This is a genomic window from Nitrobacter sp. 62-23, from assembly GCF_001897285.1.
Lineage (GTDB): Bacteria > Pseudomonadota > Alphaproteobacteria > Rhizobiales > Xanthobacteraceae > Nitrobacter.
In genome coordinates this window covers 68049-92068 of sequence record NZ_MKSM01000104.1, presented here as the reverse complement: position 1 = coordinate 92068, position 24020 = coordinate 68049, and the positions used below count along the sequence as shown (strand labels likewise).

Sequence of the window (24020 nt, the reverse complement as noted above, 5' to 3'; positions counted from 1 at the left end):
GCTATGACAAGCGGGCCGATATCTTCCTCTCTACAATCCTCTTGGCCGCTACCCTGACTTGGTGGATCAATTGAGTCTCGACCCTAGTTCGCCCTTCAGCCAGCCAGAAGTCGTCGTGTCGGTAAGCGGGTCCTTGCCGTCGCAGTCAAGGCAGGTGAGTACACGGGGACGCTTGCCGCCGGGTGGCAAGGCCTTGACCATCTGGTTGCCGCAGGTCGGACAGTTCTTGATTCGGAAAAGCTGGCCCATAGCCGCGCTCCTTTCCCATTGGAGGAAGGCGGGAGCGCAAACAGGCGTTCTCATCACCGATGAATGCCAAGGGCCGTGCGGCGATCGGAGCCAACGCCCGGCCCGGTCTATGGTTCCAATGGAAACCCGTCGGCGAGGGGGTATCACCGGCGGGTCGGGATATACGGGGATCGGGGGGCAAAGCCCGTCCAGTCGGTTAATCCAATGGGGAGGGGCGGCGTTCCCGACCGTGACCGCGACAATAAAGCTCGCCATTCGACGGGCTAAGGGTTGAGTGAATGGGATGACCACCTGCTAAGTGGAATGGTGGGCGCGGCTAAGCACCTGATACGTCCGTGGCCAGATCACGTGGGTGAGGTCGACCCGACGCGTGGCTCGGCAGGCGTTGCACTTCACCTTGAGGAGCGTTGCGCCGGCATCGATCGCATCGGCGAGCGCGGGAGACGGCGCTTCGTCGCCGCCAAGAAACAACCGGGCGTTCCATTCCTCGCATTCCAGTCGATGCGCCAGGCGGAGTTGGTCTTTGGCTGCGGCGTAGGCCGCATCGACCCTTTTCACCAATTCGGCGTGCAGACTTTCGACCCGGCGCAACTCGCGGGCAAAGTGCTTCCGGTCGCCGCCGGACAACGGCATCTGGATCGCGCGCGGGGATATCGACGCCATCATAACGCGAAGGCCTCGCAGTGTCTTTGTGACCCACCAGAACATCCGTTCCAAAAAGAGGGTCGCTCAGCCGCAATTTGTTGAATGAATTCAATGCCAAAATTTGGCGTTGGCGCTCCCTAGCGGAATCGAACCGCTCTCTCCACCGTGAAAGGGTGGCGTCCTAACCGATAGACGAAGGGAGCTGAACTTTCCAACGCCAGATCGCGCCGTTGTTTCAGTCTCAAATCCGCTGCGATAGTGCCGTTAAATCGGATAGCGCCGTAAGACCAATATCGCGTAGCGGATTGATCGGACGGCGTCTCCGGGCGGCAGCGAACCTGACCGGCGGCAGCGGCGGAACGTATAGTGGCGTTTGCCCGGAGGGGCAAGCATTCTCCCCCAAGCAATCTTCTCGAAGAATGCCGGAGGTGGCGCATGGCCTCGCTTCGACCGCAAAGCGATGCAGAACGGCCATCGGGCGATCGAAATGCCTCTCGACGGAGTATCCTGGATGATAGGGCGATTGTTGCGCGGAATGCTGGTGGTGCTGAGCGTCGCCGGTGTGCCCGCATGGGCGCAGACGCGCGGTTCGCATAACTCCGGCGGCGATGCCAAAACCGGGCAGGTGGTCGGCAAACAGGCACCCTCAACGCGAAAATCCTGTCCGGAATATGGACCCGGCTTTGTCAGGGTCGAAGGTTCCTCGACGTGCGTGCAGATCGGCGGCGCAATCGGCATCGATGCCGGCGTGCGACGCTGACGCGTCGCCACTGCTGGACTGTGGGATGGGGATATGAGGCGGAATACAGAGACGGGGAATGCGAAAAAGGCCCCGCTGAAGCGAGGCCTTCATTGATGCTGGAAGCTGGCGTCAATGACCGAAGAACAGCCACAGAAGAATGATCACCGGTATCGGCACGCCAAGCAGCCAAAGCAGGATTCCGCGTCCCATTCCGTTCTCCCTGAACGTCAAGATTTGCAAGGAGAACACCGCGCAAGCGGAATCGTTCCTGCTTGCGGCTTCGGTGGAACAGGCGGCAGTCGTCCGCGATCTTACCAATGACCTGTGTTCGGCATCGAACTCCACGGCTCGACCGGCGGCCTGGCAACGCCCTTCTGCAACAATTCGATCGAGTGCAGGTCCGGCGAGCGGACAAACGCCATCTGGCCGTCGCGGGGCGGACGATTGATGGTAACACCGAGCTTCATGAGGCGCTCGCACGTCGCGTAGATGTCGTCGACTTCATAGGCGAGATGACCGAAATGGCGGTCCTCGCCGTAGGTCTCCTCGTCCCAATTGTAGGTCAGTTCGACTAGCGGCGCGCCGCGTCCCTCGGACTGCCTGACGAGGTCCTCGTCCTCGGGCGCGCACAGGAATACGAGCGTGAATTTAGCCTTCTCGTTGTCAACGCGGCGAACTTCCTTCAGCCCGAGCGCATCGCGGTAAAATTTCAGCGCGGTCTCGAGATTGCGCACGCGCAGCATGGTATGAAGGTAACGCATGTCTGTGTCTCCTTGATCACGACGATTTCGGATCCATCCAACGTCATGAACGCAGTCGATTCCGATCAGAGCAGGATGCGGGCGGAAAACCGTACTTTCGCTGCCTAACCCCTGTTGATGAGCCGACGGCCGAGGTCGAAATGCCTCAGAAATGCAGGGCGTCATCCAGAGCGTCCGACGCCGTTCGCCGGCCGTTGAATGTCCAGGACCCGATCTATTCGCGCGCGGACGGAGTGATAGTATTCTTCGCGCTCGCGTTGGAGCCTGGCTTGATGTGCCTTGAAATTGGCCACGCGCCGCACGATATCGGCTCGCTCTGATCCTTGCCCGTCTTCCCGCCTCATCTGATTTTTCGGCTGCGTCCGGTTATCCTGATCGTGCATTTGTTGATTCTCCAACGTTCGCGCATCATCTGGAATGATTTCAACAACGCGCAAGGCGCGTTTGAAACGAATGTAATTGCGGATGCTGCTCGCTCCTGCAATGTATGATTTCTGTTATGCGCTATGCTTCCGGCGATCATGGCCGGAAATGCGGCGCAAAGGCACTTATCCTCAACGAGCAGCCATTGGATGGCTGATCGTCCCGTCCCGGACGACATCAACGACACAGAAATCCTAAAACGGGAGCGGAAACGAAAATGATTCGCGTATGTGCAAGGCTGTTTATAGATTTGGGTCAAATTATTTTTTGTCTTGCGACGTCAACCATAGTGTTATCTTTTGATTCCTAAGATTCGCGCGGCTATATTCATCAGGGAATAACGGTGTTATCCAGATGGCAGCCGTAGTGTCGTAGTATATGTGTGGGGTCCTGGGTCATGGGGTCGGACGGATTTGAATCCAGGAAGTTTGGAGGTCCGCCGGTGAGAGATCACCTTGGATCGAAGGACTTCTCTGGAGCCACGGATCGGGAATCGGGGGTCGGTCCTTTTACGGGGCTTGGAGAATCCCCTGCCAACATCGTCGAGATCAGCGGCGTCATCAAATGGTTTGACGCTTCAAAGGGCTATGGTTTCATCGTCCCTGATAACGGATGGCCGGACGTGCTGCTGCATGTCACCGTGCTTCGTCGCGACGGCTACCAGACGGCCTACGAGGGATCCCGCCTGGTCTGCGAATGCGTGCAGCGGGCGAAGGGCTATCAGGCGTTCCGGATCACGTCCATGGACGAGTCCACGGCCATCCATCCGGCGCAAATGCTGCCGCCACGCACCCACGTCAGCGTGACGCCGACCAGCGGTCTGGAGCGGGCGCAGGTGAAGTGGTTCAACAGGCTGCGGGGCTTTGGGTTCCTGACGTGCGGCGAGGGGACGCCGGATATTTTTGTCCACATGGAAACGCTACGGCGTTTCGGCATGACGGAACTGCGGCCGGGACAGTTCGTTCTGGTCCGGTTCGGGCCGGGCTCCAAGGGAATGATGGCGGCGGAGGTTCAACCGGAGGCGGGGGCGCCGGGCCTGTCCTCGCACTGAACCGGCCGAGCGGGGTTGCCGAGGGCGGCAGGCCACGTTGGCTACAGGGTTTCCGAGCCGAGCATGTCAATTGAGCTTACTCGGCGTGGCTGCCAGTGGCGTGACGAAACGTGGCAAATCAAGATCACGGCCCGCTCCTGATTCTGCGAGAAGCGAAAAAGCTTCAGACAGAGTGGGATAATACAGAGTGGGATAACGAAGTGCGGAGTGGTTTTCCGCCCGCTCCCGTTCGAAATACGCTTTGAATGCAGGAATCGATCGTCGACCGTTTGAGGCTCGATTTTCCGGAAATCGTGTTTTGCGGTTGCCGAGCCGGCCCGCTATCGATTGTGCTGGCGGGGCCGTCGTGCCGTCCCCATTGCCGATGATCTCTCGTCCCGACAGGTTGATCCGATGATGCGAATGGGGAAGGCCGGTCTTGCGCGGCTGCGCGGCTTTTTATGGATTGCGCTGCTGTCGTGGATCGGCGTGGTCGCGCCGTATGACGCCGGCGTCCGCGCCGCCGAATTCCAGCCGCTGGAAATCGCGACTCAAAGCGGGGTGAAAATGTTCTCGGTCGAGATGGCGAGGACCGAGAAGGAAAAAGAGATGGGCCTGATGTATCGGAAATATCTGCCGGACGGGCAGGGGATGCTGTTCGATTTTTCTCCGGCCCAGCCAGTGTCGATGTGGATGAAGAACACCGTGATCTCGCTTGACATGATTTTTATCGATTCCGACGGCCGCGTTCTCCGGATTGCCGAGAACACTGAGCCATTATCGACGCGCACCATTTCCTCGGGCGGTCTGGCCAAAGGTGTGCTCGAGGTGATCGCGGGGACCGCGAGAAAATACGGCATCGCGCCGGGCGACCGGGTCTCGCACCCGCTCTTCGACCGCCATTGAGAGCCGTTCGCGGAAAGATTCTGGTCGGCTTGCCGCGTCAGCCGGAAGCATGTAACGACATCGTTTCCCAGAAGATCGGGGTATAGCGCAGCCTGGTAGCGCGGCAGTTTTGGGTACTGCAGGTCGTTGGTTCGAATCCAGCTGCCCCGACCATTTATCTTTATAAAAGAAAAACCAAAATCTTAAGTTATTTCAATCGGGTGTCGGCGACTGCTGCTACAATTCCTGAGATTCGCTTCCGACAGAATCAGAAACAGACTCCAAAATTTTGATTTGATGCGGTTTCTTCACGAGAACCGGCCCGCGGGTCAGGGCCCGAGGACGTGCGCGAAAATGCTAGAGCCACCGCGATATGAAAGAACGCGCAGAGCCGGTCGACCGGTCATCAGCGCCTCGACTGGAGAAACTGCTTTCCCTTCTCGGTCACGGACCAGGCGATATGATTGGTAAATCCCGCAATGATCGAGCGGGATCTGATGAGGCCCATGGCTTCCAGCCGGTCCCGGATGACGGTCGCGCTTTTTTCGCCAAGCTCCCAATAGTCGGACATACGGAATTTCTGCCGGTACCAATAGCCGACAAGCTCCCGAACGTAGGCTTCCGAGGGGCTTTTGAGAAGCTGATCATAAATTCCGACGAAAAGATCGCCCAATGAAATCGACTTGGATACGGTATCCGGAGCCCCTTCCTCGGATCGATAGACCAGGAATTCCACGGTGACCGAGTCGACCGATCTTGCGGGCACCAGTTCCGTCGAGCCGCGATTGAGATTGGCCAGTTTCTGATGAAAGTCCGCATTCTCGATGCGGAGTCTTTCCAGTTCCTGCAGAACCTTCGGATCGACGGCTTGGTCGCCTCGTATCCAGCCGGCCCTCGGCTTCAAGTTCACCGCGGTCGCGACGGCCATCATGGCCTTCATGCAAAGGTCGTTTTCGCTGGTCCAGAATTCGACGATACCGCCAGCGCTCAAGCGAGCTTTGAAAGCGTCCAGCTTGTCTTTTAACTCAGCGTCCGGTTCGGGAATTTCAGACAGGAACGCAAGTATCGGAACGTCTTTGGACCGCGCGTACTCAAATGCTCCTTCGCTAAAGTTCAGACCGTCGGAAGAGAGTGAGCCGTAACGGCTACCAACGATCACGATATAATAGTCGCTTCGATCAATGATCCGCTTGATGTAGTCCACTTGCGTTTGATTATCTGCCGGGAGCAGCTCCAGGCCGGTGGGCATATATCCCGCCTTGGCCAACGTGTTGCTCACGGCCTGTCGTTCGTCCCTCAAATCGTTGTAGGTCGAACTGATGAAAACCTGAAAAACTCGATTCACGTGATGTCACATACGGCTGATATCGTAAGCAATTGACTCGCAGAATATAGCGTTTTCGAGCGAAGGGGATACCGGTTCGCGTAAAGAAAACGCGTCAAATCAAAATCTTAGATTATGTTTTGCTTCGATTGGAGGTGGAGGCTTCCGGTGCTGGATTTGTTAAGGGGGCATTGTTGGATCGCCATCGCGGCGCACCGGGCGGGGGCTGGATTGTAAGCACAGATTCCCGCTGGAGCGTGATGAGGAAAGTATGTAGCGGTTTTTCGCCCGCTAAAAATATTGGAATCGATCGTGTTCATGATCTGGATCGATAATCCCAAAACATCGTGATCCTGCCCTCATCCGTTTCAGGTTCTCGGAGCATAGTGGGACGTTCGACAGCGGCCCGCCGGCTCTCCAGATTACGCAGGCCTAGGACCTCGGTGGTTTTGAAAAGCCTGGGATGAAGTCTTTCGCAGGCGAATGCGGGAATTGTTAACTATTTATTTACCATACGATTCCAGCATTCACTTATGAGAATTTCGCGCAGCACAACGCATAGCGATCTGCTATCGCTCGAAGCCGCCGTAATGGTCGCCCGCAGCGGCTTCGCCTGCATCTTTTCATCTTCCGACGAGTACGAACGGGCCCTCATTACGGAGCGCCGTGCCCAGGGCCGCTATGGCGCGCGCCCACGCAATTGGCTGATCGCGTTCATCGCGCTGGCGATCGCGGTGGCAGGAGCGACCATTTATCGGGTATGACCACCCGCCGCTCACGCGTGAGGGCGATCGAACAACCAGGTCACAGCAAGGCAGCGCCGAAGCCGCGCGAGGCTGCGGCGTTAGCGGTGCGAAGGAAGTTACTTCGCCGTATCGTCCGGTTTCATGTCGCTCTTCGTCTTGGATCCCTTCGACATGCCGACCGTCTTGTGTTTCGACGTCTTGCTTTTGGCTGTCTTGCCCTTGGACATGGCGTGCGGGGATGTGGACGAACTGTGCGTCGTGGTGTCCTGAGCCGGCGCACCATAAGTCTGTGCAGCAGCGGTGCCGATGCCCATCAGCGTTGCGCAGCAAACGGCGAGAATCGTTTTCCTCATTGGGGTTGCCTCTTCCACGGGTTGAACGGCGCGATAATGCGATAGACAGCCCGGTGTTCCGGGGCGCGCGCAGCCTTCCCGGAAATCATGTCATTTCATGGCCGTAAGTGGATCTGGTTCCAGATTGGCCGAAACCGGAAACCGTATCTTAACCGTTACGGCATGGCGCTGTGGCAGGTTGCGATTCGATCGCTAGATTTAGGGAATGATCCAGCTTGTCACAGTTGCATCAGTGATATCCGCCTATCAAAGACCAGAGCCCACGGTGGATACCAGTAACCGCGCCCAGACCGATCTCTGGGCGAGCCGGCTGAATGTCTCCCGCGAGACGTTACTGGAGGCGGCCGAACAGGTCGGGCCATCGGTCGCCGCGCTTCGTCGCCATCTTTCCAAATAACGCAGTTTCTACCGAACAGCACGGTCTCGGCGGTGGCTGATGTCTTGCTGCGCTTGCCGCACCGGTTCCATTTTGTGACCCGTGTCATTGAAGCCCGCTGGCACGTGAGTCAAATCACGGACCGATCCGGTTCTGTCTTGCATCCTGGTCGCGTCGTCAAACAGACGATGTGTCAATCAGCGAGGAGAACCACGATGAACAGGCCTTCCACGACCGGTGACATCCGTGCGCTCACGGGTGATGAACTCAACAACGTATCGGGCGGCATGAAAGCCGTAGTGTTTGTCGACCGGATGTTCATGACGATCGAGGCCGACGCCAATCATTACGGCGTCGTTGTCCGGCCCGGCTTCGAACACACCTGCGTCAGCTTCGGCGGCGACGGCTGCTGAAACTGACGTCAACCAAACGCACATCAACTTCAGGAGACTGCAATGTCCCAGCAGACCAGAAACAACGAGACTCGTGTTCTCACGTCGGATGAGCTGGACGCCGTGTCGGGCGGCGCCAAATCGCTCCACAACGAGTTTTCGGTCGGCGGTTATAAGATGACCATCGACGCAGACGCCGTGCACTACACCGTGGTCGTCACGGAGAAATAACTTGCGAACTCAATAAGCCGGTCAGCCCGCCCGAAGCCGGGTGCACTGACCGGACTATTCCGCCGATTTGGCCCTGGCCGTGCCGGGCTTGGCCAGACCTTCAGGGGAAGGGGGGCTGCTCCCGGAGCTTTGGCAATCCCAGCGTCCACCATATATTGTCCAGACGTCAGAGCGCAGGCGCAACACCTTGGCCGTCCCAAACCGATGTGCTATCTGGCTGGGGCCGCTTCGATCGCCCGTTACTGCTGCTCGCACCCGGTCTCAACGGGCTGCGCCGCCAAGGATATTCTGTAGATGGACTCGACTGCCAAAATTGCCTCCGCTCCTGATTCCTTCTTCGTGGCCATCCTGGCCGAGGCCGACCCCGAAATCGCCGCCGCGATCAAGGGCGAGTTGGGCCGCCAGCGCCACGAGATCGAACTGATCGCGTCGGAAAATATCGTCAGCCGCGCGGTTCTGGAGGCGCAGGGCTCGGTATTGACCAACAAATATGCCGAGGGTTATCCGGGCGCGCGCTATTACGGCGGATGTGAATGGGTCGACGTCGTGGAAACGCTGGCGATCGAGCGGGCCAAGAAGCTGTTCGGCGCCCAGTTCGCCAACGTCCAGCCGAACTCCGGCAGCCAGATGAACCAGGCCGTGTTCCTGGCGCTGCTGCAGCCCGGCGATACCTTCATGGGTCTTGATCTTGCGGCCGGGGGGCACCTGACTCACGGCGCGCCGGTCAATATGTCCGGTAAGTGGTTCAAGGCCGCGCACTACACCGTGCGGCGCGACGACCACCTGATCGACATGGACGAGGTGGCGCGCCGGGCCGAAGAGGTCAAGCCGAAGCTGATCATCGCCGGCGGTTCGGCCTATTCGCGGCCGTGGGACTTCAAGCGCTTCCGCGAGATCGCCGACAGCGTCGGGGCTTATCTGATGGTGGACATGGCGCACTTCGCCGGCCTTGTCGCGGGGGGCGTGCATGCCTCGCCCGTCCCGCACGCGCATGTGACCACGACCACCACCCACAAGTCGCTGCGCGGTCCGCGCGGCGGCCTGATCCTGTGCAATGACGAGGCGCTCGCCAAGAAGTTCAATTCGGCGATCTTCCCCGGCCTGCAGGGCGGACCCCTGATGCATGTCATTGCCGCCAAGGCCGTCGCATTCGGCGAGGCGCTGCGTCCGGACTTCAAGGTCTACGCGAAGAACGTGGTCGAAAACGCCAAGGCGCTGGCTGAAACCCTGCGTGGCCATGGCTTCGATATCGTCTCGGGCGGCACCGACAACCATCTGATGCTGGTCGACCTGCGGCCCAAGGGGCTCAAAGGCAACGTCTCGGAAAAGGCGCTGGTTCGCGCAGGCCTCACCTGCAACAAGAACGGCATTCCTTTTGATCCCGAAAAGCCGTTCGTGACCTCCGGTCTTCGTCTCGGCACGCCGGCAACCACCACGCGTGGTTTCGGAGTTGCCGAATTCAGGCAGGTCGGCGGCCTGATCGCCGAGGTGCTCAACGCCATCGCGCAGGCCGACGATGGCAAGGCCCCGCTGGTCGAGGCGGCGGTGAAGGAAAAGGTCAAGGAGCTGACAGCCCGTTTCCCGATTTATCAGTGATGACGACGCTTTGGCCATGCAACCACGCTGTCACGCCGGGCTTCCACGGCTTTAACGGTGCGTGGTTCCAGGACGTGGATGGCCGGGACACGCCTGGCCACGACGCAAACGAGGAGGCGCGTTGATGCGCTGCCCGAGCTGCAACAGTCTGGATACCCAGGTGAAGGACTCGCGGCCGACGGAAGATTCAGCCGTGATCCGGCGGCGGCGCGTCTGCATGGCCTGCAATTTCCGTTTCACGACCTTCGAGCGCGTGCAGTTGCGTGAACTCACGGTCATCAAGCGCAACGGACGGCGGGTGCCGTTCGACCGCGACAAGCTGGTGCGCTCTCTGCAAATATCGTTACGCAAACGGCCGGTCGATGCCGAGCGCGTCGAGACCATGGTGTCGGCCATCGTCCGCGAACTGGAGAGTGGCGGCGAGGCGGAAATTTCGTCCGAGACCATCGGCGAGATCGTGATGGAGCATCTGCGAAGCCTCGATGACGTCGCCTATGTGCGCTTTGCCTCTGTCTACCGCAATTTCCGAGAGGCCAAGGATTTCGAGGCGGTGCTGGGTGAACTCTCCAGCGAGGACGACGCGCGGCAGGTGCCGCTGCGCAAATGATCTTCCGCGTTCTGGAAGAGCAATACGGCGAAAAGCTCCGGACGGCCAAGGCCGCCGATTTGCATTTCATGCAACTGGCGCTGGCGCTGGGCCGCCGCGGTCTGGGCGCGAGCGCGCCCAATCCGGCGGTGGGCGCTGTCCTCGTGAAAGACGGCGTGATCGTGGGCCGCGGCTGGACCCAGCCGGGAGGCCGTCCGCATGCCGAGGCCGAGGCGCTGCGGCGCGCCGGGGAGGCGGCGCGCGGCGCCACGCTGTATGTCACGCTCGAGCCATGTTCGCATGTCGGAAAAACGCCGCCGTGCGCCGATGCCGTGATCGCGGCGGGCATCACGCGTGTGGTTTCCGCTATCGAGGATCCCACCCCCGAAGTTCGCGGGCAGGGCCACGCCCGGTTGCGGGCAGCCGGAATATCGGTCGAAGTCGGGCTTTGCGCGGTCGGGGCGGCACACCATCATGCCGGCCATTTCCGGCGGGTTCGGGACAAGCGCCCGCACGTCATCCTCAAACTCGCCACGTCCAGCGATGGAAAGATCGCGGCCGCCGGAGGCAAGCCGGTCGCCATCACGGGCGAGGCGGCGAGGGCGCGCGTGCATCTGTTGCGCGCGCAGTGCAACAGCATCTTGGTGGGCATCGGCACCGTGCTGGCCGACGATCCTCTCCTGACCTGTCGGCTTCCGGGCATGGAAACGCGCTCGCCGCTGCGCGTGGTGCTGGATCACGCGCTGCGCATCCCGCATGAGAGCCGGCTGGTGCGGTCCGTCCGCGAGACCCCGCTTTGGGTGATGGCCTCCGACCCTATTGAAGCGTCCACGGCCGCGAAACTCGGCGCAGCCGGCGTGCAGGTCGTGCGCGTTCCGGTCGCCGCCGGCGCGCCCGGGCTCGATCTGGCCGCTGTTCTCCGCGCCCTGTCCGAGAGGGGCGTCACGCGCCTGTTGGTCGAAGGCGGGGCACGTGTTGCAGCGTCATTTATCGCGGCCGGTCTGGTCGATGAAGCGTGGCTGCTGCGTGGCCCCGACCCGATCGGCGACGACGGGGTGCCGGCGCTTGGCCTCTTGCCGCTCGACGCCATCACCCGATCGTCTCAATTCAAGGTTCGTGCGAGCGAGACGCTGGATCAGGACACGCTCACGATTTACGAACGCGCCTAGAGCCTTTCCGCTTTGCTCGAAAACGATATAAATCGGGATAGTTTTGAATTCGAAAGCGTTGGGCGCTGCGGAAGGTTCTGATGTTCACCGGCATAGTGAGCGACATCGGCGAGATCGAAAGCCTGACGCCGACGGCGCAGAGCCGGCTGCATCGGCTGCGCATCCTCTGCCAATATGATCGCAGCACCATCGTCGACGGCGCGTCGATCGCCTGCAACGGCGTTTGCCTGACTGTCGTCGCCGCGGGCGTCGCTGACGGGCGGACTTGGTTCGACGTCGATGTCGGGGCTGAGACGCTCGACGTGACGACGGCAAAGCAATGGCCGGTGGGAACGCGTCTCAATCTCGAACGTGCGTTGAAGCTCGGCGACGAACTCGGCGGCCACATCGTCGCAGGGCATGTCGACGGAATAGCAACCGTGGTTGCGCGCGACGATCTGCACGGCATGGCGCGCTTCGAATTGCGCACGGCCCGGGATCTGGCGCGCCTCATCGCGGCCAAGGGTTCGGTGACGCTGGACGGCGTATCGCTGACAGTGAACGCCGTGCGGGATGAGACGTTTTCGGTGCTCATCATCCCGCGAACGCTCGACGTCACCACGCTCGGCGATTGGCGCGCGGGCCGTGAGGTCAATATCGAGGTCGACCTGATGGCGCGTTACGCGGCGCGGCTGAGCGAGATGAAGTAGGCTTTCGATAAATGTATCATGCGCGGGCTTGACCCGCGTATCCTTTCTCTTAACAAGATGAGCAGGTCATGGCAGAGGCAAGGCGCGCAGCGCCTCAGGATCGGACCGACGTCTCGGGCGCGCGCGCCCTGATCGTCGAGGCGCGGTTCTACGACGACATTCAGGATGCGCTGCTCGAAGGCGCGGTCGCGGAACTGAGATCCGCCGGCGTCGGTTATGAGGTCGTCACTGTTCCCGGCGCCCTGGAAATTCCGGCGGCGATTGCCATGGCGCTCGATGCGGCCGAGCGGAACGGCGAGCCTTACGATGCGGTGGTTGCGCTCGGCTGCGTGGTGCGGGGCGACACCATCCATTTCGAGATCGTCTCGATGGAATCCTGCCGCGCGCTGATGGATTTGTCGGTACAGCGGCGCGTGCCGGTCGGCAACGGCATCATCACCGTCAACACCGATGCGCAGGCATGGGCGAGGGCGCGAGCGAGCGAATTGAACAAGGGCGGCCATGCGGCGCAGGCGGCGCTGGCAATGCTGCGGATCAAGCGCCGGTTGGCGAAGGCGTAACAACACGATGGCTGACATCAAGGCGAGTATCGACAGGAAGGCCAACCGGCGCGGCGCGGCGCGGCTTGCCGCCGTGCAGGCGCTGTATCAGATGGAGATCAGCGGCGCAGGCATCAACGACGTCTTCGCGGAGTTCGACAGCCACTGGCTCGGCAGCGAAGTCGAAGGCGACAAATATCTCCCCGCCGAGGCCGAATTCTTCCGTGACGTTGTGGCGGGCGTAGTCCGCGATCAGGGAAAGCTCGATCCGTTGATCGACGATGCGCTGTCGAAGGGCTGGCCGCTGAAGCGTATCGCCGCGATCCTGCGCGCGGTGCTGCGCGCCGGTTCGTACGAACTGGAACACCGCAAGGATGTTCCGGCGCGTGTGGTGGTATCCGAATATGTCGACGTCGCGCACGCCTTCGTCGAGAAGGAGGAGGCCGGCATGGTCAACGCGGTGCTCGATCAGATCGCGCGCCGTTTCCGCGCCGACGAGTTTGCGCGAGGGTAGGGCAAGTTCGATATCGTCATGCCCGGCTTTATGCCGGGCCTCCACGTCTTGCTGGGTTCGGCCGGGAAAAGACGTGGATGGCCGGGACACAGGTGAACGGCGACGCCGTTCTTCGAACGGCTTTGCCCGGCCGCGATGAGTTTGAACGCGGCAAGGATTATAGCGTTTTCGAGCGAAGTGGATACCGGTTCGCGTGAAGAAAACGCGTCAAATCAAGAGCCTAGAGCCTTTCACTGTTTCCATGAAACGGTGAAAGACTCTAGCCCGCAAGGATCAACCGCATGCCGTCCGGTGAAGACGATCTGATTGGGCGTTACTTCAAGCCGATTGCAACAGATCCGGGCGCGCTGGGGCTTGCCGACGACGCGGCCATCCTGAAAGTCGGCGGCGACGATCTCGTGATTACGACCGACGCCGTCGTCGAAGGCGTGCATTTTTTGAGCGGCGATCCGCCGGAGACGGTTGCCAGAAAGGCCTTGCGCGTCAATCTTTCCGATCTTGCCGCTAAGGGAGCAACGCCTGCCGGCTTCGTCATGAGTCTCGCCTTGCGCAACGCCGATGAGGGTTGGCTCGCCTCATTCGCGCGCGGGCTCTCAGACGACGCAACCGGATTTGGCTGCCCCTTGCTTGGCGGCGACACCGTGGCGACGCCGGGGCCGCTGACGATTTCCATCACCGCCTTTGGTCGCGTGCCGCCCGGTGAAACGATTTTGCGCAGCGGCGCAGAACCGGGCGACCGCATCGTGGTCTCCGGTACCATTGGTGACGCCTCGCTGGGGCTCGCTATTCTTACGGGAAAAATGACTGTTGGCGATGCCGCAGTCCGCGAGATGTTGCTCGGCCGCTACCGGATTCCGCAACCGCGCATTGCTCTTGCGGAAACCGTTCGGAAATTTGCGCGCGCCGCGATGGATGTGTCCGACGGGCTGGCTGGCGATCTTGCGAAACTGTGCGCGGCGTCGGGAGTTTCGGCTGTGATCGATGCCGGGTCCGTTCCGTTATCGGACGCCGCCCGCGGACTGATGGAACAAGGCCGGATTTGCCTCGAATCCATGGTTAGCGGCGGCGACGATTACGAGATCCTGTGCACGATGGCCGAGAACCGCTTCGGGGATTTCGCGCGGGCGGCACGAAGTGTCGGCGTTGCGGCTACGTCGATCGGGACGATCGTTGCAGGCAACATACCTCCGAAATGGTTTGATGCCGAAGGCAGCGAGATCGCGCTTCCGCGGCTCTCCTACAGTCATTTCTGAATCCTGGAGCTGTTCCGGCTTTGATGGAATCAAGACAGGGGCTCCATAGAGTCTGGTTCAACTGCGTTGAATCAGACGCGTCGCTTATCTTTTTGTTTGAGCATGATCTTTTCCGAAAACGGTTTCCACGTTTCGGGATCATGCTTGAACCTTGTGCAATCTATGCAAAAACGCCCGGTGTAACCGGGCGTTTTGAATTGAGAAGAGACCGTTTCAGCCGCCGCTACCGAAACGGCGCGACCACCATCCTGCGCGCCGCGGACGGTCTTCGTCCGATTCTTCCGGAGGCTGTTGCGGCTCGGGAGCGGTTTCTTCCGGCTGGCTTTGAACCGTGGGCGCCACCGGCGACGCCTCTTCCGAAGTGAAGCTCACCTTCTCGCGCACTGTCGAGCGACGGCGAACCGCTTTTTCGGATTCGGGTGTAGCCTCATCCTTCGCCTCCTCCCTGGCTTCGTCGGGAGCCGTGGCGATGTCCGGCTGAGCCGTAGAATTCCGCGGCGGGGTCTCGGCATCAGTCGAGCCGGCCTGCGGTTCAGGGACGATCGGCGCCGAATCGAAATCTGCGACGGCTTCGATGACTTCTGGCGCCGGGGTCGGGCCGAGTTCGTCGGAAATCGAATCGACAAGGCCCGCGTCGGCACCGCCGCGGCGCCGCCGACCGCCGCGTCGTCCGCGACGCCGCGGGCGCCGTTCTCCGTCCGGAGTCTCGGCCCGCGCTTCGGGGGCCTGCACTCGGGCGTCGTCTCCGTCATTTTCGACGTCGCCGGTCATGAAAGGCGCCGCGGCGAAATCAGCGGGAATCAGGACGTTGTCGGCGTCGTCATCGTGCGTTACCGGGTCTTCGCGGGTCTCGACGGGCCGTTCGCGCCGGGGTCGCCGGCGCTTGCGCTTGCGGCCGTCACCTTCTGCTTCGACAGCCGTTTGTTCGTCGGCGCGGGCTTCGGTGTCGCCGGTCTCGGTCGCGGCTTCGGTTTCGAGCGGCTGCTCGTCCTCATGCTCATGGACTTCGTCGGCCTGCGCAGGGAATGCGGCAAGTTGCGTGGCCAGCAGCGCTTTCGCGGCCTCCAGCGTATGCACCTGTTCGCCGCGATCGATGACGAACGATTGCTGGCCAGCGATCGCAGGATCGGCGATCACGGAAAGGCCAACCTTGAAGCTGCGTTCGAGGTCGCGCAGATGACCGCGCTTCTGGTTGAGCACGTACAACGCAACGTTGGTGCGTGTCCGCACGACAAGATTGTGCGTCGCGCCCTTCATCAGGGTTTCCTCCAGGCTGCGCAGCAACTGCAACGCCACCGAAGGAACCGAGCGTACGTGACCGGTGCCGCCGCAGTGCGGGCAGGGCTCGGTCGAGCTTTCCAGCATGCTGGCGCGAATGCGCTGGCGCGACATTTCCAGAAGGCCGAAATGCGAGATGCGTCCGACCTGGATGCGGGCGCGGTCGTGGCGCAGACAATCGCTGAGCTTGCGCTCCACGGCGCGGTTGTTGCGCTTCTCGTCCATGTCGATGAAGTCGATGACGATCAGACCGGCGAGATCACGCAAGCGCAACTGTCGGGCGACCTCCTCGGCGGCCTCGAGGTTGGTCTTGAGCGCCGTATCCTTGATGTGATGTTCGCGGGTCGAACGGCCCGAATTAACGTCGATCGACACCAGCGCCTCGGTCTGGTTGATCACGATGTAGCCGCCGGAGCGGAGCTGCACCGTCGGCGAGAACATCGCATCGAGCTGGCTTTCGACGCCATTGCGCGAGAATAGCGGCTGGCAGTCGCGATATGGTTTCACCGCGCGGACGTTGGAGGGCATCAGCATCTTCATGAAATCGCGCGCCTCCTGATAACCGGCGTCACCGGCCACCTGGATTTCGTCGATTTCCTTGCTGTAAAGATCGCGCAGCGAGCGCTTGATGAGCGAGCCTTCTTCATACACGAGCGTCGGCGCCTGGGAGCGCAAGGTCACGTCGCGCACGGTTTCCCACATGCGGATCAGGTACTCGAAGTCACGCTTGATCTCGGGCTTGGTCCGCGAGGCTCCGGCGGTGCGCAGGATAACCCCCATGCCTTCGGGCACGTCGAGATCCTGCACCACCTCCTTCAGCCGCAAACGGTCCTGCGCCGAGGTGATCTTGCGGCTGATGCCGCCGCCGCGCGCGGTATTGGGCATCAGCACGGCGTAGCGGCCGGCCAGCGACAGGTAAGTTGTCAGCGCAGCGCCCTTGTTGCCGCGCTCTTCCTTGACAACCTGCACCAGCATCACCTGGCGGCGCTTGATGACTTCCTGAATCTTGTATTGGCGCCGCGGCCGGTAGGCGCGCTCGGGCACTTCCTCCAGCGCATCGTCGCCGCCGACGGATTCGACCTGCTGGTCCTCCTCGGTTTCGCCATCGTCTTCGTCCTCTTCGGAGGGGACGACGTCGTGATCGTGAGCTTCGTGATGATCGTGAGGTTCGTGTGCCTCCTCGGCGGCGAGAACGGCGGGTTCCGCATGATCGTCTTGAGCGTCAGGGGCCTGTGGCTCGAAATCGGCCGCGTGCGGATTGGATGCTACCGGGACTTCGTCGGAGGCATCATGCGCTTCGTCGCGATGCTCGGAGGCAGCGTTGTCCGAGGCGGACGTGAAAGCAAGGTCTTGCGATTCGTGCGGGCCGTCGGCATCGGTTTCGTAACGATCGGAGCCGTGAAGATCGTCGTGCCCCGCGCCGTCATGCGCCTGCTCGTGGTGATCGTGATTCGCATCATCCTCGTATGGATGATCGTGATCCTGCACCTCGTCCTGGTGTCCGATGTGATCGTTGGGCGTCGGCCCGCCGTGCGGCTCACTGAACTGCGTCGCATCGGCCGCCGCGTCCTCATGGTCCGCATCCTCGACGACGGCGCTTTGCACGCGTTCGCCGTGATCGCGCCGGCGGGAACTGCGATTCCGGGAACGGCGGCGGCCGGCGCGATCTTCCGGTTCTTCCTCCGCCTCGCGATGCGCGCGCTCGTCGGCCTCGATCAGCGCTTGCCGGTCGGCAACCGGAATTTGATAGTAGTCCGGATGGATTTCGCTGAAGGCAAGGAAGCCGTGTCGGTTTCCGCCGTATTCGATGAACGCGGCCTGCAGCGAAGGTTCGACGCGGGTGACCTTGGCCAGATAGATGTTGCCGCGCAGTTGTTTGCGCTGGGCCGATTCGAAATCAAATTCCTCGACGCGGTTGCCGCGAACGACGACCACCCGGGTTTCTTCCGGGTGGGTGGCATCGATCAACATTTTGTTGGGTTTGTTGGACATGTTGGAGCTCTTGGCGGCGGAGGGCGCATGGCACGGCGCGCGCGTGCCGCGCGGCCGGGTGACGCAACGGTCCACCTGATTCGGGGGTGAGGGGAAGGCCGCGATGCGATCCTGGGCGCCCAGCCGATCCTGTTCCCGGCGCGGCGCGCGAAGCTCTCGCCTCGCGTCGGCGCGGTCTTTGCGGGGATTTTGGTCGGCTCTTCAGTCTGGCGCATCAGGCGTCGGGCCCGTCTGAACAGGTCGGCGGCAAAAGCGCCGCCGTGGATCTCGCTGCCGGACCGACGCGGCGCCAAAGTGCCGGTCGGCTGTCGTACCTCGTGGCCGCAGGGCCGGGATAATCGGTGGTTACCTTCCTGAAACCGTTCCCGAACCTTCTGAAACCGTTGCCGGCGCAAAAATCTGCCACCGGACACCTCCCTGGGCTGGAAACCGCCGTCCAAATCGGCCGCGCGACGCGCTGGCAGTGGAGGGGCGGGAACGCGGGCACTTCGAACAACTTGAAGTCCTGCGCTGCACCGGGAGGCTGAACGCGACACAACCGGAAGTTTAACCGTCAGCGTCATCTTACATACGTGGATTGTTTGCCGCTTGCAAGGGACAGCGTCGCCGGCCGGCAACACTGCCGGTATTTGTGGTCAACGGGTTAAGGTCTGATTAACCCTGCGGTCCTATTGCGGTAATAAAGGCAGCTCGGAGGCATGGGTTCGTTGGCGAGCCGCACAAATCTGGGAATCATCTGGCTCTGCGCCGCTGCGCTGTTTCTTTCCGGCGCAGCTTCACGCGCCGCCGGGACCGATTCTGATCGTCCCGATGTCGCGGGGGATTTTCCGGTCGCCTCGGAGGTCCGGCTCGCGGGCGATATGAAGCAGACCCGCTTCATCCTGGATCTCGACAAGAAGATCGATGTCCACGCCTTTTTGCTGGCCGAGCCTGACCGGGCCGTCATCGACATCCCCCAGGTGAGCTTTCGCCTCGCGCCCGGCGCTGGCGACACCGGACGGGGCCTGATCAAGGCGTTCCGCTACGGGCTGGTGATGCCCGGCGGATCGCGGATCGTGTTCGATCTCGCAGGGCCCGCGAAAATCGAAAAAGCCTATGTGCTCGATGCCGCAAACGGTCAGCCGCCCCGCCTGGTGGTCGAATTGGAAACCGTCGATCGGGCCGCATTCAAACGCCTTTTGGCTGCCTCAAACAGTTCTGAAGGGTTGAGGGGTGCGGTTTCTCCGGAGCCAGCCGTCGAGGATGCGACCGGGTCGACCGGGGGCGCCACGCCTTCGGACATGCGTCCGGTGGTCGTGATCGATCCGGGGCATGGCGGAATCGACAACGGAACCCAAGCCTCGACGGGTGAGACGGAAAAGGACCTGGTGCTTGCTTTTGCCGTGGCTCTGCGTGACCGCATCGAGCACGACGGCAGATATCACGTTGTCATGACCCGGACCGACGACACCTTCATTCCGCTGGCCGAGCGGGTGCGCGTCGCCCGAACCAACGGCGCTGCGCTGTTCGTGTCGATCCACGCGGACGCGCTGCCGCGCCGTGAGGGCGACGCCCGGGGCGCAACGATCTACACGCTGTCGGACAAGGCGTCGGATGCCGAAGCGGAGCGGCTGGCGGAGGCCGAAAACAAGGCCGACGCCATCGGAGGCGTCAATCTGACCGAGGAGCCGACCGACGTCGCCGATATCCTGATCGACCTCGCGCAGCGGGAAACGCGCACGTTTTCAAATCGCTTCGCCAGGCTGTTGATGGGTGAGATGCAAACGACCATGCGGATGCACAAGCACCCGCTGAAGTCGGCCGGGTTCAGGGTATTGAAGGCGCCCGACGTGCCGTCGGTATTGGTCGAACTCGGTTTCGTCTCCAACAAGGCTGACCTCCGCCAGATGGTGTCCGACGACTGGCGCTCCAAAACGGTGGGTTCGGTCGCGAAGGCCGTCGAGACGTTTCTTGCAAAAAGGGTGGTTTCGGCTGGCGGCAGCCCGCTGAAGCCCTAGTTTGGCCACAGCCGCCGCTCTATAGAAAAGTTGTCGCAAAGTTCGCAGAATCGGCCACAACCGGAGTTCCCGTCCGGCGGATGCTTCGACGAACGGATGCATCAACCGACGAACAAGGCTTGCGGACGCGCCGCCATATCGCCGGCGGCCGGCAACGAAACGGACATCGATAATGCGCTTGCTGCTGCGATTCGTCGGTTTTCTGTTTGCAGCGGGAACGATCCTGTTTCTGGTCGGCGTCGCGGCGGCGGCAGGACTGATCTGGCATTTTTCCAAGGACCTGCCCGACTATTCCCAGCTTCAGAATTATGAGCCGCCGGTGATGACGCGCGTCCATGCGTCCGACGGCTCGCTGCTCGGCGAATACGCGAAAGAGCGCCGGCTTTATCTGCCGATACAGGCGGTGCCGAAGCTGGTCATCAACGCGTTCCTGGCCGCGGAGGACAAGAATTTCTACGAGCACGGCGGCATCGATTATTCCGGCATGGCGCGCGCGGCCCTGCTGTATGCCCAGAATTACGGGTCCAACAAGCGGCCGCAGGGCGCTTCCACGATCACCCAGCAGGTCGCCAAGAATTTCCTGTTGACCAATGAGGTCTCCTTTACACGCAAGATCAAGGAAGCGCTGCTCGCGATGCGGATCGAGCGGGCCTATTCGAAGGACAAGATCCTCGAACTGTATCTGAACGAGATCTACCTCGGCCTCGGCGCCTACGGCATCGCGGCCGCTTCGCTCGTATATTTCGACAAGTCGGTCAACGAATTGACCGTCGCCGAGGCCGCCTATCTCGCGGCCTTGCCCAAGGCGCCCTCGACGCTGCATCCGGTGAAGAATCACGACCGCGCGGTCGAGCGGCGCGATTACGTCATCGACCGGCTGCTGGAAAACGGCTGGATCAAGCAGGCCGACGCCGACAAGGCCCGCAAGGATCCGCTGATCGTGACCAGCCGCGCCAACGGGGCGCATACTTTTGCCGGCGAATATTTCGCCGAGGAAGTCCGGCGCGACCTGTTTGAACGCTACGGCGAAAAGAAGCTCTACGAGGGGGGGCTGTCGGTCCGCACCACGCTCGATCCCAAATTGCAGGCGATAGCGCGCAAGACCATGGCCAATGGCCTCGTCAATTATGATGAGGCCCAGGGCTGGCGCGGCGCGATCAGCAAGCTCGATATTTCCGGCGACTGGGGCGTGAAGCTCGCCGATGTCAAATCGCTGTCCGACATCGCGCCGTGGCGGATGGCGGTGGTCCTTGAGTCCGACGACAAGTCCGCGCGGATCGGATTCCAGCCGGGCCGTGAGCTTGGCGGCGCCGTGAGCAAAGAGCGGCAAACGGGCTTGATCACGCTCGACGGCGTCAAGTGGGCCAAGGTCGCTTCCGGCCCGGCGCGAGGTCATGCGGCGACGAAGGTGTCGCAGGTGCTCTCGCCCGGCGACGTGATCTATGCCGATCCCCTGATCGGCAAGGACGGGCAGGCCGTCGAAGGCGAATACCGGTTGCGGCAACTGCCTCTCGTGTCCGGCGCGATGGTCGCCATGGACCCGCGGACCGGTCGCGTGCTGGCAATGGTCGGCGGCTTCTCGTTCGATCAGAGCCAGTTCAATCGCGCGACACAGGCCTACCGGCAGCCGGGCTCCTCGTTCAAGCCGATCGTCTATTCCACGGCGCTCGACAACGGCTATACGCCCTCGACCGTCATCGTCGATGCGCCGATCGAAATCGATCAGGGGCAGGGGTCGGGCGTGTGGCGCCCGGAAAACTACTCGAAGGAAAAATACTACGGTCCGCAAACGCTCCGGAATGCGCTGCGGCTCTCGCTCAATACCGTGACGGTGCGGTTGGCGCAGGACATCGGCATGCCCTTGATCGGCGAATATGCCAAGCGATTCGGGGTGTACGACGAATTGCCGAACTATCTTTCCTATGCGCTGGGAGCCGGCGAAACCACCGTGTTGCGGATGGTGACCGCGTATTCGATGTTCGACAATGGCGGCCGGCGCGTGAAGCCGACCCTGATCGACCGCATTCAGGATCGCTATGGCCACACCATCTACAAGCACGACACGCGCGAGTGCCGCGGTTGCGATGCGCCGGAGGGCTGGAAGAACCAGCCCGAGCCCCAGTTGATCGACCACCGCGAGCGCGTGCTGGATTCGATGACGGCCTATCAGATCACGTCGATGATGGAGGGTGTGGTGCAAGCCGGCACCGCCACTGTCATGCGCGATGTCGGCAAGCCGATCGCCGGCAAGACCGGCACCACCAACGACCAGAAGGATGCCTGGTTCATCGGATTCTCGCCCGACCTCGTCGTCGGCGTCTACATGGGCTACGACAAGCCGCGCAACCTCGGCCGTACCGCGACCGGCGGACATCTCGCGGCGCCGATCGCGCGCGATTTCATGAAGATCGCGCTCGCCGACAAGCCGGCCACCCCGTTCTCTCCGCCTCCCGGCATCAAGCTGGTTCGCGTCGACGCCAAGACCGGCATGCGCGCAGGTCCCGGCGACACCGGCAGGACCATCCTCGAAGCCTTCAAGCCCGGCACCGCGCCGCCCGACAATTATTCTGTGATCGGCGTAGCGGATCCGGATGGTCGCCAGCCGCAGTCGCTTCCCGACGCCGACCGCAGCCTGTTCCGGCCCGGAACGGGCGGGCTTTATTAGTGGTGTGATCCCGAAAATAGAAAACCAGTTTTCCGACAGGATAATGCTCAATCGATGCGATTGCGCTTTGCGGCCTTCGCGGCTACATCACCTGCCATCGTTGAACGACGGCGTGAGCCGCGGATTAGAGTAGCCATGCGCGCTGAAATCGAAAGACTTGTCGAAGAGATCAAGCAGTCGGTCGGGCTGCTGAGGAGGCATCTTTGATGTCGAAGCATCGACCGCGCGACTGGCGGAACTGAACAAACTCGCCGAAGATCCAGATCTCTGGAACGATCCCCAGAAGGCGCAGAAGCTGATGCAGGAGCGGACCTCGCTGGAGGATTCGCTGACCGGTATCGGCAAGGTCGAGGGCGAACTGGAGGACCAGATCGGGATGATCGAACTCGGCGAGGCCGAGAACGATCAGGCCGTCGTTGAGGAAGCCGAAGCCGCCCTGAAGTCTCTCAAAAAGGAGGTCGCGCGACGCGAACTCGAGGCGCTGCTCTCGGGCGAGGCGGATCGCTTCAACACCTATCTTGAGGTTCATGCCGGCGCCGGAGGCACCGAGAGCCAGGACTGGGCCGCGATGCTGCTGCGCATGTATACGCGCTGGGCGGAGAATCGCGGTTTCAAGGTCGAGTATCTGGAAGAAACGCCCGGCGAAGAGGCCGGCATCAAGTCGGCAACAATCCAGGTCAGCGGCCACAATGCCTATGGCTGGCTCAAGACCGAGGCGGGCGTGCACCGTCTTGTCAGGATCTCGCCGTTTGATTCCAACGCACGACGCCACACGTCTTTTTCGAGCGTGGCGATCTTCCCGGTGGTGGACGACAGCATCAAGATCGACATCAAGGAATCCGACGTCCGCACCGATACCATGCGCTCCGGCGGCGCCGGCGGCCAGCACGTCAACAAGACCGAATCGGCGGTGCGGCTGACCCACGTTCCGACTGGTGTCGCGGTCGTTTGCCAGGCCGGGCGTTCGCAGCACAAGAATCGGGCGCAGGCCTGGGACATGCTGCGAGCGAGACTCTATGAAATCGAACTCAAGAAGCGGGAAGAGCAGGCGGCCGCGGATCAGGCGGCCAAGACCGACATCGGCTGGGGCCATCAGATCAGGTCTTATGTCCTGCAGCCCTATCAGATGGTGAAGGATCTCCGAACCGGGGTGCAGACGTCAGATACCTCTGGCGTGCTTGACGGCGAGCTTGATGAATTCATGGCGGCGACGCTGGCGCAAAAAGCCTTCGGCATCTCGCCGGGCGCCGTCGAAGACGTGGATTAGCCGATGCCGGAGCCAGTTCCGCCAGCCCGGGAGGCAAGACAGGGCTAAGCACCGTGCGTGGCGGCTTTATTGCTGTCTGGTGTTGGTGTCGAGGGTGAACGTCTGGTACGCCGAGCACTCCATAAATAATTTTGAAGTTAAGATGTTGCATCAGGTTCATTCTTTTCAAGTTGAGGAAAGCCAGTCGGGCCATTGCGAAAAAACGAAAAGGTTGTCGAAGGCTGGCGTGGTTTAATTCGGCCGCAATTCCGGTCCAGTGGGTCTGAGTGTGGCCGCGATGCCCCAGCGTGAGAGTTTCGATCGCGAACGCCCGTAAGG

At 61.6% G+C, this 24020-nt stretch carries 23 protein-coding genes and 2 tRNA genes; 18 read left to right on the top strand and 7 right to left on the bottom strand.

Annotation, left to right across the window (positions count from 1 at the left end; genetic code table 11):
* Positions 1-66: 66 nt before the first annotated feature.
* From BGO16_RS10925 to BGO16_RS10915, 3 genes are all read right to left on the bottom strand, one after another.
* Positions 67-249 carry a hypothetical protein gene (locus BGO16_RS10925; protein WP_292618719.1) on the bottom strand — a complete coding sequence of 61 codons (183 nt, stop codon included), beginning with the start codon at positions 247-249 and terminating at the stop codon, positions 67-69.
* 294 nt (positions 250-543) lie between these two features.
* The gene (locus tag BGO16_RS10920; RefSeq protein WP_292618718.1) at positions 544-912 is read right to left on the bottom strand and encodes a hypothetical protein; all 369 of its coding nucleotides are present in this window, start codon (positions 910-912) and stop codon (positions 544-546) included.
* Positions 913-1022: 110 nt separating this feature from the next.
* Positions 1023-1097, bottom strand: a tRNA-Glu gene (locus tag BGO16_RS10915).
* Between the two features lie 308 nt (positions 1098-1405).
* On the opposite strand from BGO16_RS10915, the gene BGO16_RS10910 reads away from it, so the two are divergent.
* The gene (locus BGO16_RS10910) at positions 1406-1654 is read left to right on the top strand and encodes a hypothetical protein (RefSeq protein ID WP_292618717.1); all 249 of its coding nucleotides are present in this window, start codon (positions 1406-1408) and stop codon (positions 1652-1654) included.
* 293 nt (positions 1655-1947) lie between these two features.
* Here the strand turns inward: BGO16_RS10910 and BGO16_RS10905 are convergent, their stop codons facing one another.
* Positions 1948-2397, bottom strand: coding sequence for a VOC family protein (locus tag BGO16_RS10905; RefSeq protein WP_292618716.1), 450 nt, complete (start codon positions 2395-2397; stop codon positions 1948-1950).
* Between the two features lie 820 nt (positions 2398-3217).
* On the opposite strand from BGO16_RS10905, the gene BGO16_RS10900 reads away from it, so the two are divergent.
* From BGO16_RS10900 to BGO16_RS10890, 3 genes are all read left to right on the top strand, one after another.
* Positions 3218-3871: a cold-shock protein gene (locus BGO16_RS10900; protein ID WP_292618715.1), complete on the top strand. Its 654-nt coding sequence runs from the start codon at positions 3218-3220 to the stop codon at positions 3869-3871.
* Between the two features lie 393 nt (positions 3872-4264).
* Positions 4265-4756 carry a DUF192 domain-containing protein gene (locus BGO16_RS10895; RefSeq protein WP_292618714.1) on the top strand — a complete coding sequence of 164 codons (492 nt, stop codon included), beginning with the start codon at positions 4265-4267 and terminating at the stop codon, positions 4754-4756.
* Between the two features lie 76 nt (positions 4757-4832).
* Positions 4833-4909: transfer RNA gene (locus tag BGO16_RS10890), tRNA-Pro, on the top strand.
* A 232-nt stretch (positions 4910-5141) separates the two neighbouring features.
* Here BGO16_RS10890 and BGO16_RS10885 read toward each other — a convergent pair.
* A complete protein-coding gene (locus BGO16_RS10885; protein WP_292618713.1) occupies positions 5142-6080 on the bottom strand; it encodes a DUF4062 domain-containing protein in 939 nt (312 codons plus the stop codon).
* Between the two features lie 512 nt (positions 6081-6592).
* On the opposite strand from BGO16_RS10885, the gene BGO16_RS10880 reads away from it, so the two are divergent.
* Positions 6593-6823, top strand: coding sequence for a hypothetical protein (locus BGO16_RS10880; RefSeq protein WP_292618712.1), 231 nt, complete (start codon positions 6593-6595; stop codon positions 6821-6823).
* A gap of 98 nt (positions 6824-6921) precedes the next feature.
* On the opposite strand, the gene BGO16_RS10875 is transcribed toward BGO16_RS10880, so the two are convergent.
* Positions 6922-7158 (bottom strand): hypothetical protein, encoded by a 237-nt coding sequence (locus tag BGO16_RS10875; RefSeq protein ID WP_292618711.1) that lies wholly within the window; start codon positions 7156-7158, stop codon positions 6922-6924.
* A 265-nt stretch (positions 7159-7423) separates the two neighbouring features.
* Between BGO16_RS10875 and BGO16_RS10870 the strand changes: the two genes are divergently transcribed.
* The 10 genes from BGO16_RS10870 (at position 7424) to thiL (ending at position 14503) form a co-directional block, all read left to right on the top strand.
* Complete coding sequence (locus BGO16_RS10870) at positions 7424-7555, top strand: DUF3606 domain-containing protein (protein WP_292618710.1); 132 nt, start codon at positions 7424-7426, stop codon at positions 7553-7555.
* Positions 7556-7749: 194 nt separating this feature from the next.
* Positions 7750-7947 carry a hypothetical protein gene (locus BGO16_RS10865; protein ID WP_292618709.1) on the top strand — a complete coding sequence of 66 codons (198 nt, stop codon included), beginning with the start codon at positions 7750-7752 and terminating at the stop codon, positions 7945-7947.
* 42 nt (positions 7948-7989) lie between these two features.
* Complete coding sequence (locus tag BGO16_RS10860) at positions 7990-8157, top strand: hypothetical protein (RefSeq protein WP_292618708.1); 168 nt, start codon at positions 7990-7992, stop codon at positions 8155-8157.
* Positions 8158-8451: 294 nt separating this feature from the next.
* Entirely contained in the window at positions 8452-9753 is a 1302-nt protein-coding gene (glyA, locus tag BGO16_RS10855) for a serine hydroxymethyltransferase (protein ID WP_292618707.1), read from the top strand.
* 124 nt (positions 9754-9877) lie between these two features.
* Positions 9878-10360: a transcriptional regulator NrdR gene (gene nrdR, locus BGO16_RS10850; RefSeq protein ID WP_292614511.1), complete on the top strand. Its 483-nt coding sequence runs from the start codon at positions 9878-9880 to the stop codon at positions 10358-10360.
* The gene (gene ribD / locus BGO16_RS10845) at positions 10357-11508 is read left to right on the top strand and encodes a bifunctional diaminohydroxyphosphoribosylaminopyrimidine deaminase/5-amino-6-(5-phosphoribosylamino)uracil reductase RibD (RefSeq protein WP_292618706.1); all 1152 of its coding nucleotides are present in this window, start codon (positions 10357-10359) and stop codon (positions 11506-11508) included. The genes nrdR and ribD overlap by 4 nt, the downstream gene beginning before the upstream one ends.
* An 80-nt stretch (positions 11509-11588) precedes the next feature.
* Positions 11589-12197 carry a riboflavin synthase gene (locus tag BGO16_RS10840; protein ID WP_292618705.1) on the top strand — a complete coding sequence of 203 codons (609 nt, stop codon included), beginning with the start codon at positions 11589-11591 and terminating at the stop codon, positions 12195-12197.
* 68 nt (positions 12198-12265) lie between these two features.
* The gene (gene ribH, locus BGO16_RS10835) at positions 12266-12757 is read left to right on the top strand and encodes a 6,7-dimethyl-8-ribityllumazine synthase (RefSeq protein ID WP_292618704.1); all 492 of its coding nucleotides are present in this window, start codon (positions 12266-12268) and stop codon (positions 12755-12757) included.
* A 7-nt stretch (positions 12758-12764) separates the two neighbouring features.
* Positions 12765-13250 (top strand): transcription antitermination factor NusB, encoded by a 486-nt coding sequence (nusB, locus tag BGO16_RS10830; RefSeq protein WP_292618702.1) that lies wholly within the window; start codon positions 12765-12767, stop codon positions 13248-13250.
* A gap of 281 nt (positions 13251-13531) precedes the next feature.
* A complete protein-coding gene (gene thiL, locus BGO16_RS10825; RefSeq protein ID WP_292618701.1) occupies positions 13532-14503 on the top strand; it encodes a thiamine-phosphate kinase in 972 nt (323 codons plus the stop codon).
* A gap of 213 nt (positions 14504-14716) precedes the next feature.
* On the opposite strand, the gene BGO16_RS10820 is transcribed toward thiL, so the two are convergent.
* Positions 14717-17773: an Rne/Rng family ribonuclease gene (locus tag BGO16_RS10820; protein ID WP_292618700.1), complete on the bottom strand. Its 3057-nt coding sequence runs from the start codon at positions 17771-17773 to the stop codon at positions 14717-14719.
* 698 nt (positions 17774-18471) lie between these two features.
* Here BGO16_RS10820 and BGO16_RS10815 point away from each other — a divergent pair.
* The 3 genes from BGO16_RS10815 to prfB all read left to right on the top strand — a co-directional run bounded on the left by BGO16_RS10815 (position 18472) and on the right by prfB (position 23702).
* A complete protein-coding gene (locus tag BGO16_RS10815) occupies positions 18472-19770 on the top strand; it encodes an N-acetylmuramoyl-L-alanine amidase (RefSeq protein WP_292618698.1) in 1299 nt (432 codons plus the stop codon).
* 172 nt (positions 19771-19942) lie between these two features.
* Positions 19943-22435, top strand: a complete 2493-nt coding sequence (locus BGO16_RS10810) for a penicillin-binding protein 1A (RefSeq protein WP_292618697.1) — start codon at positions 19943-19945, stop codon at positions 22433-22435.
* 135 nt (positions 22436-22570) lie between these two features.
* Positions 22571-23702, top strand: a protein-coding gene (gene prfB / locus BGO16_RS10805) for a peptide chain release factor 2 (protein WP_292618696.1) whose coding sequence is annotated in 2 segments (ribosomal slippage) — positions 22571-22639 and positions 22641-23702 — 1131 coding nt in all. Because the reading frame shifts where the segments join, the coding sequence is not laid out codon by codon here.
* Positions 23703-24020 lie beyond the last annotated feature (318 nt).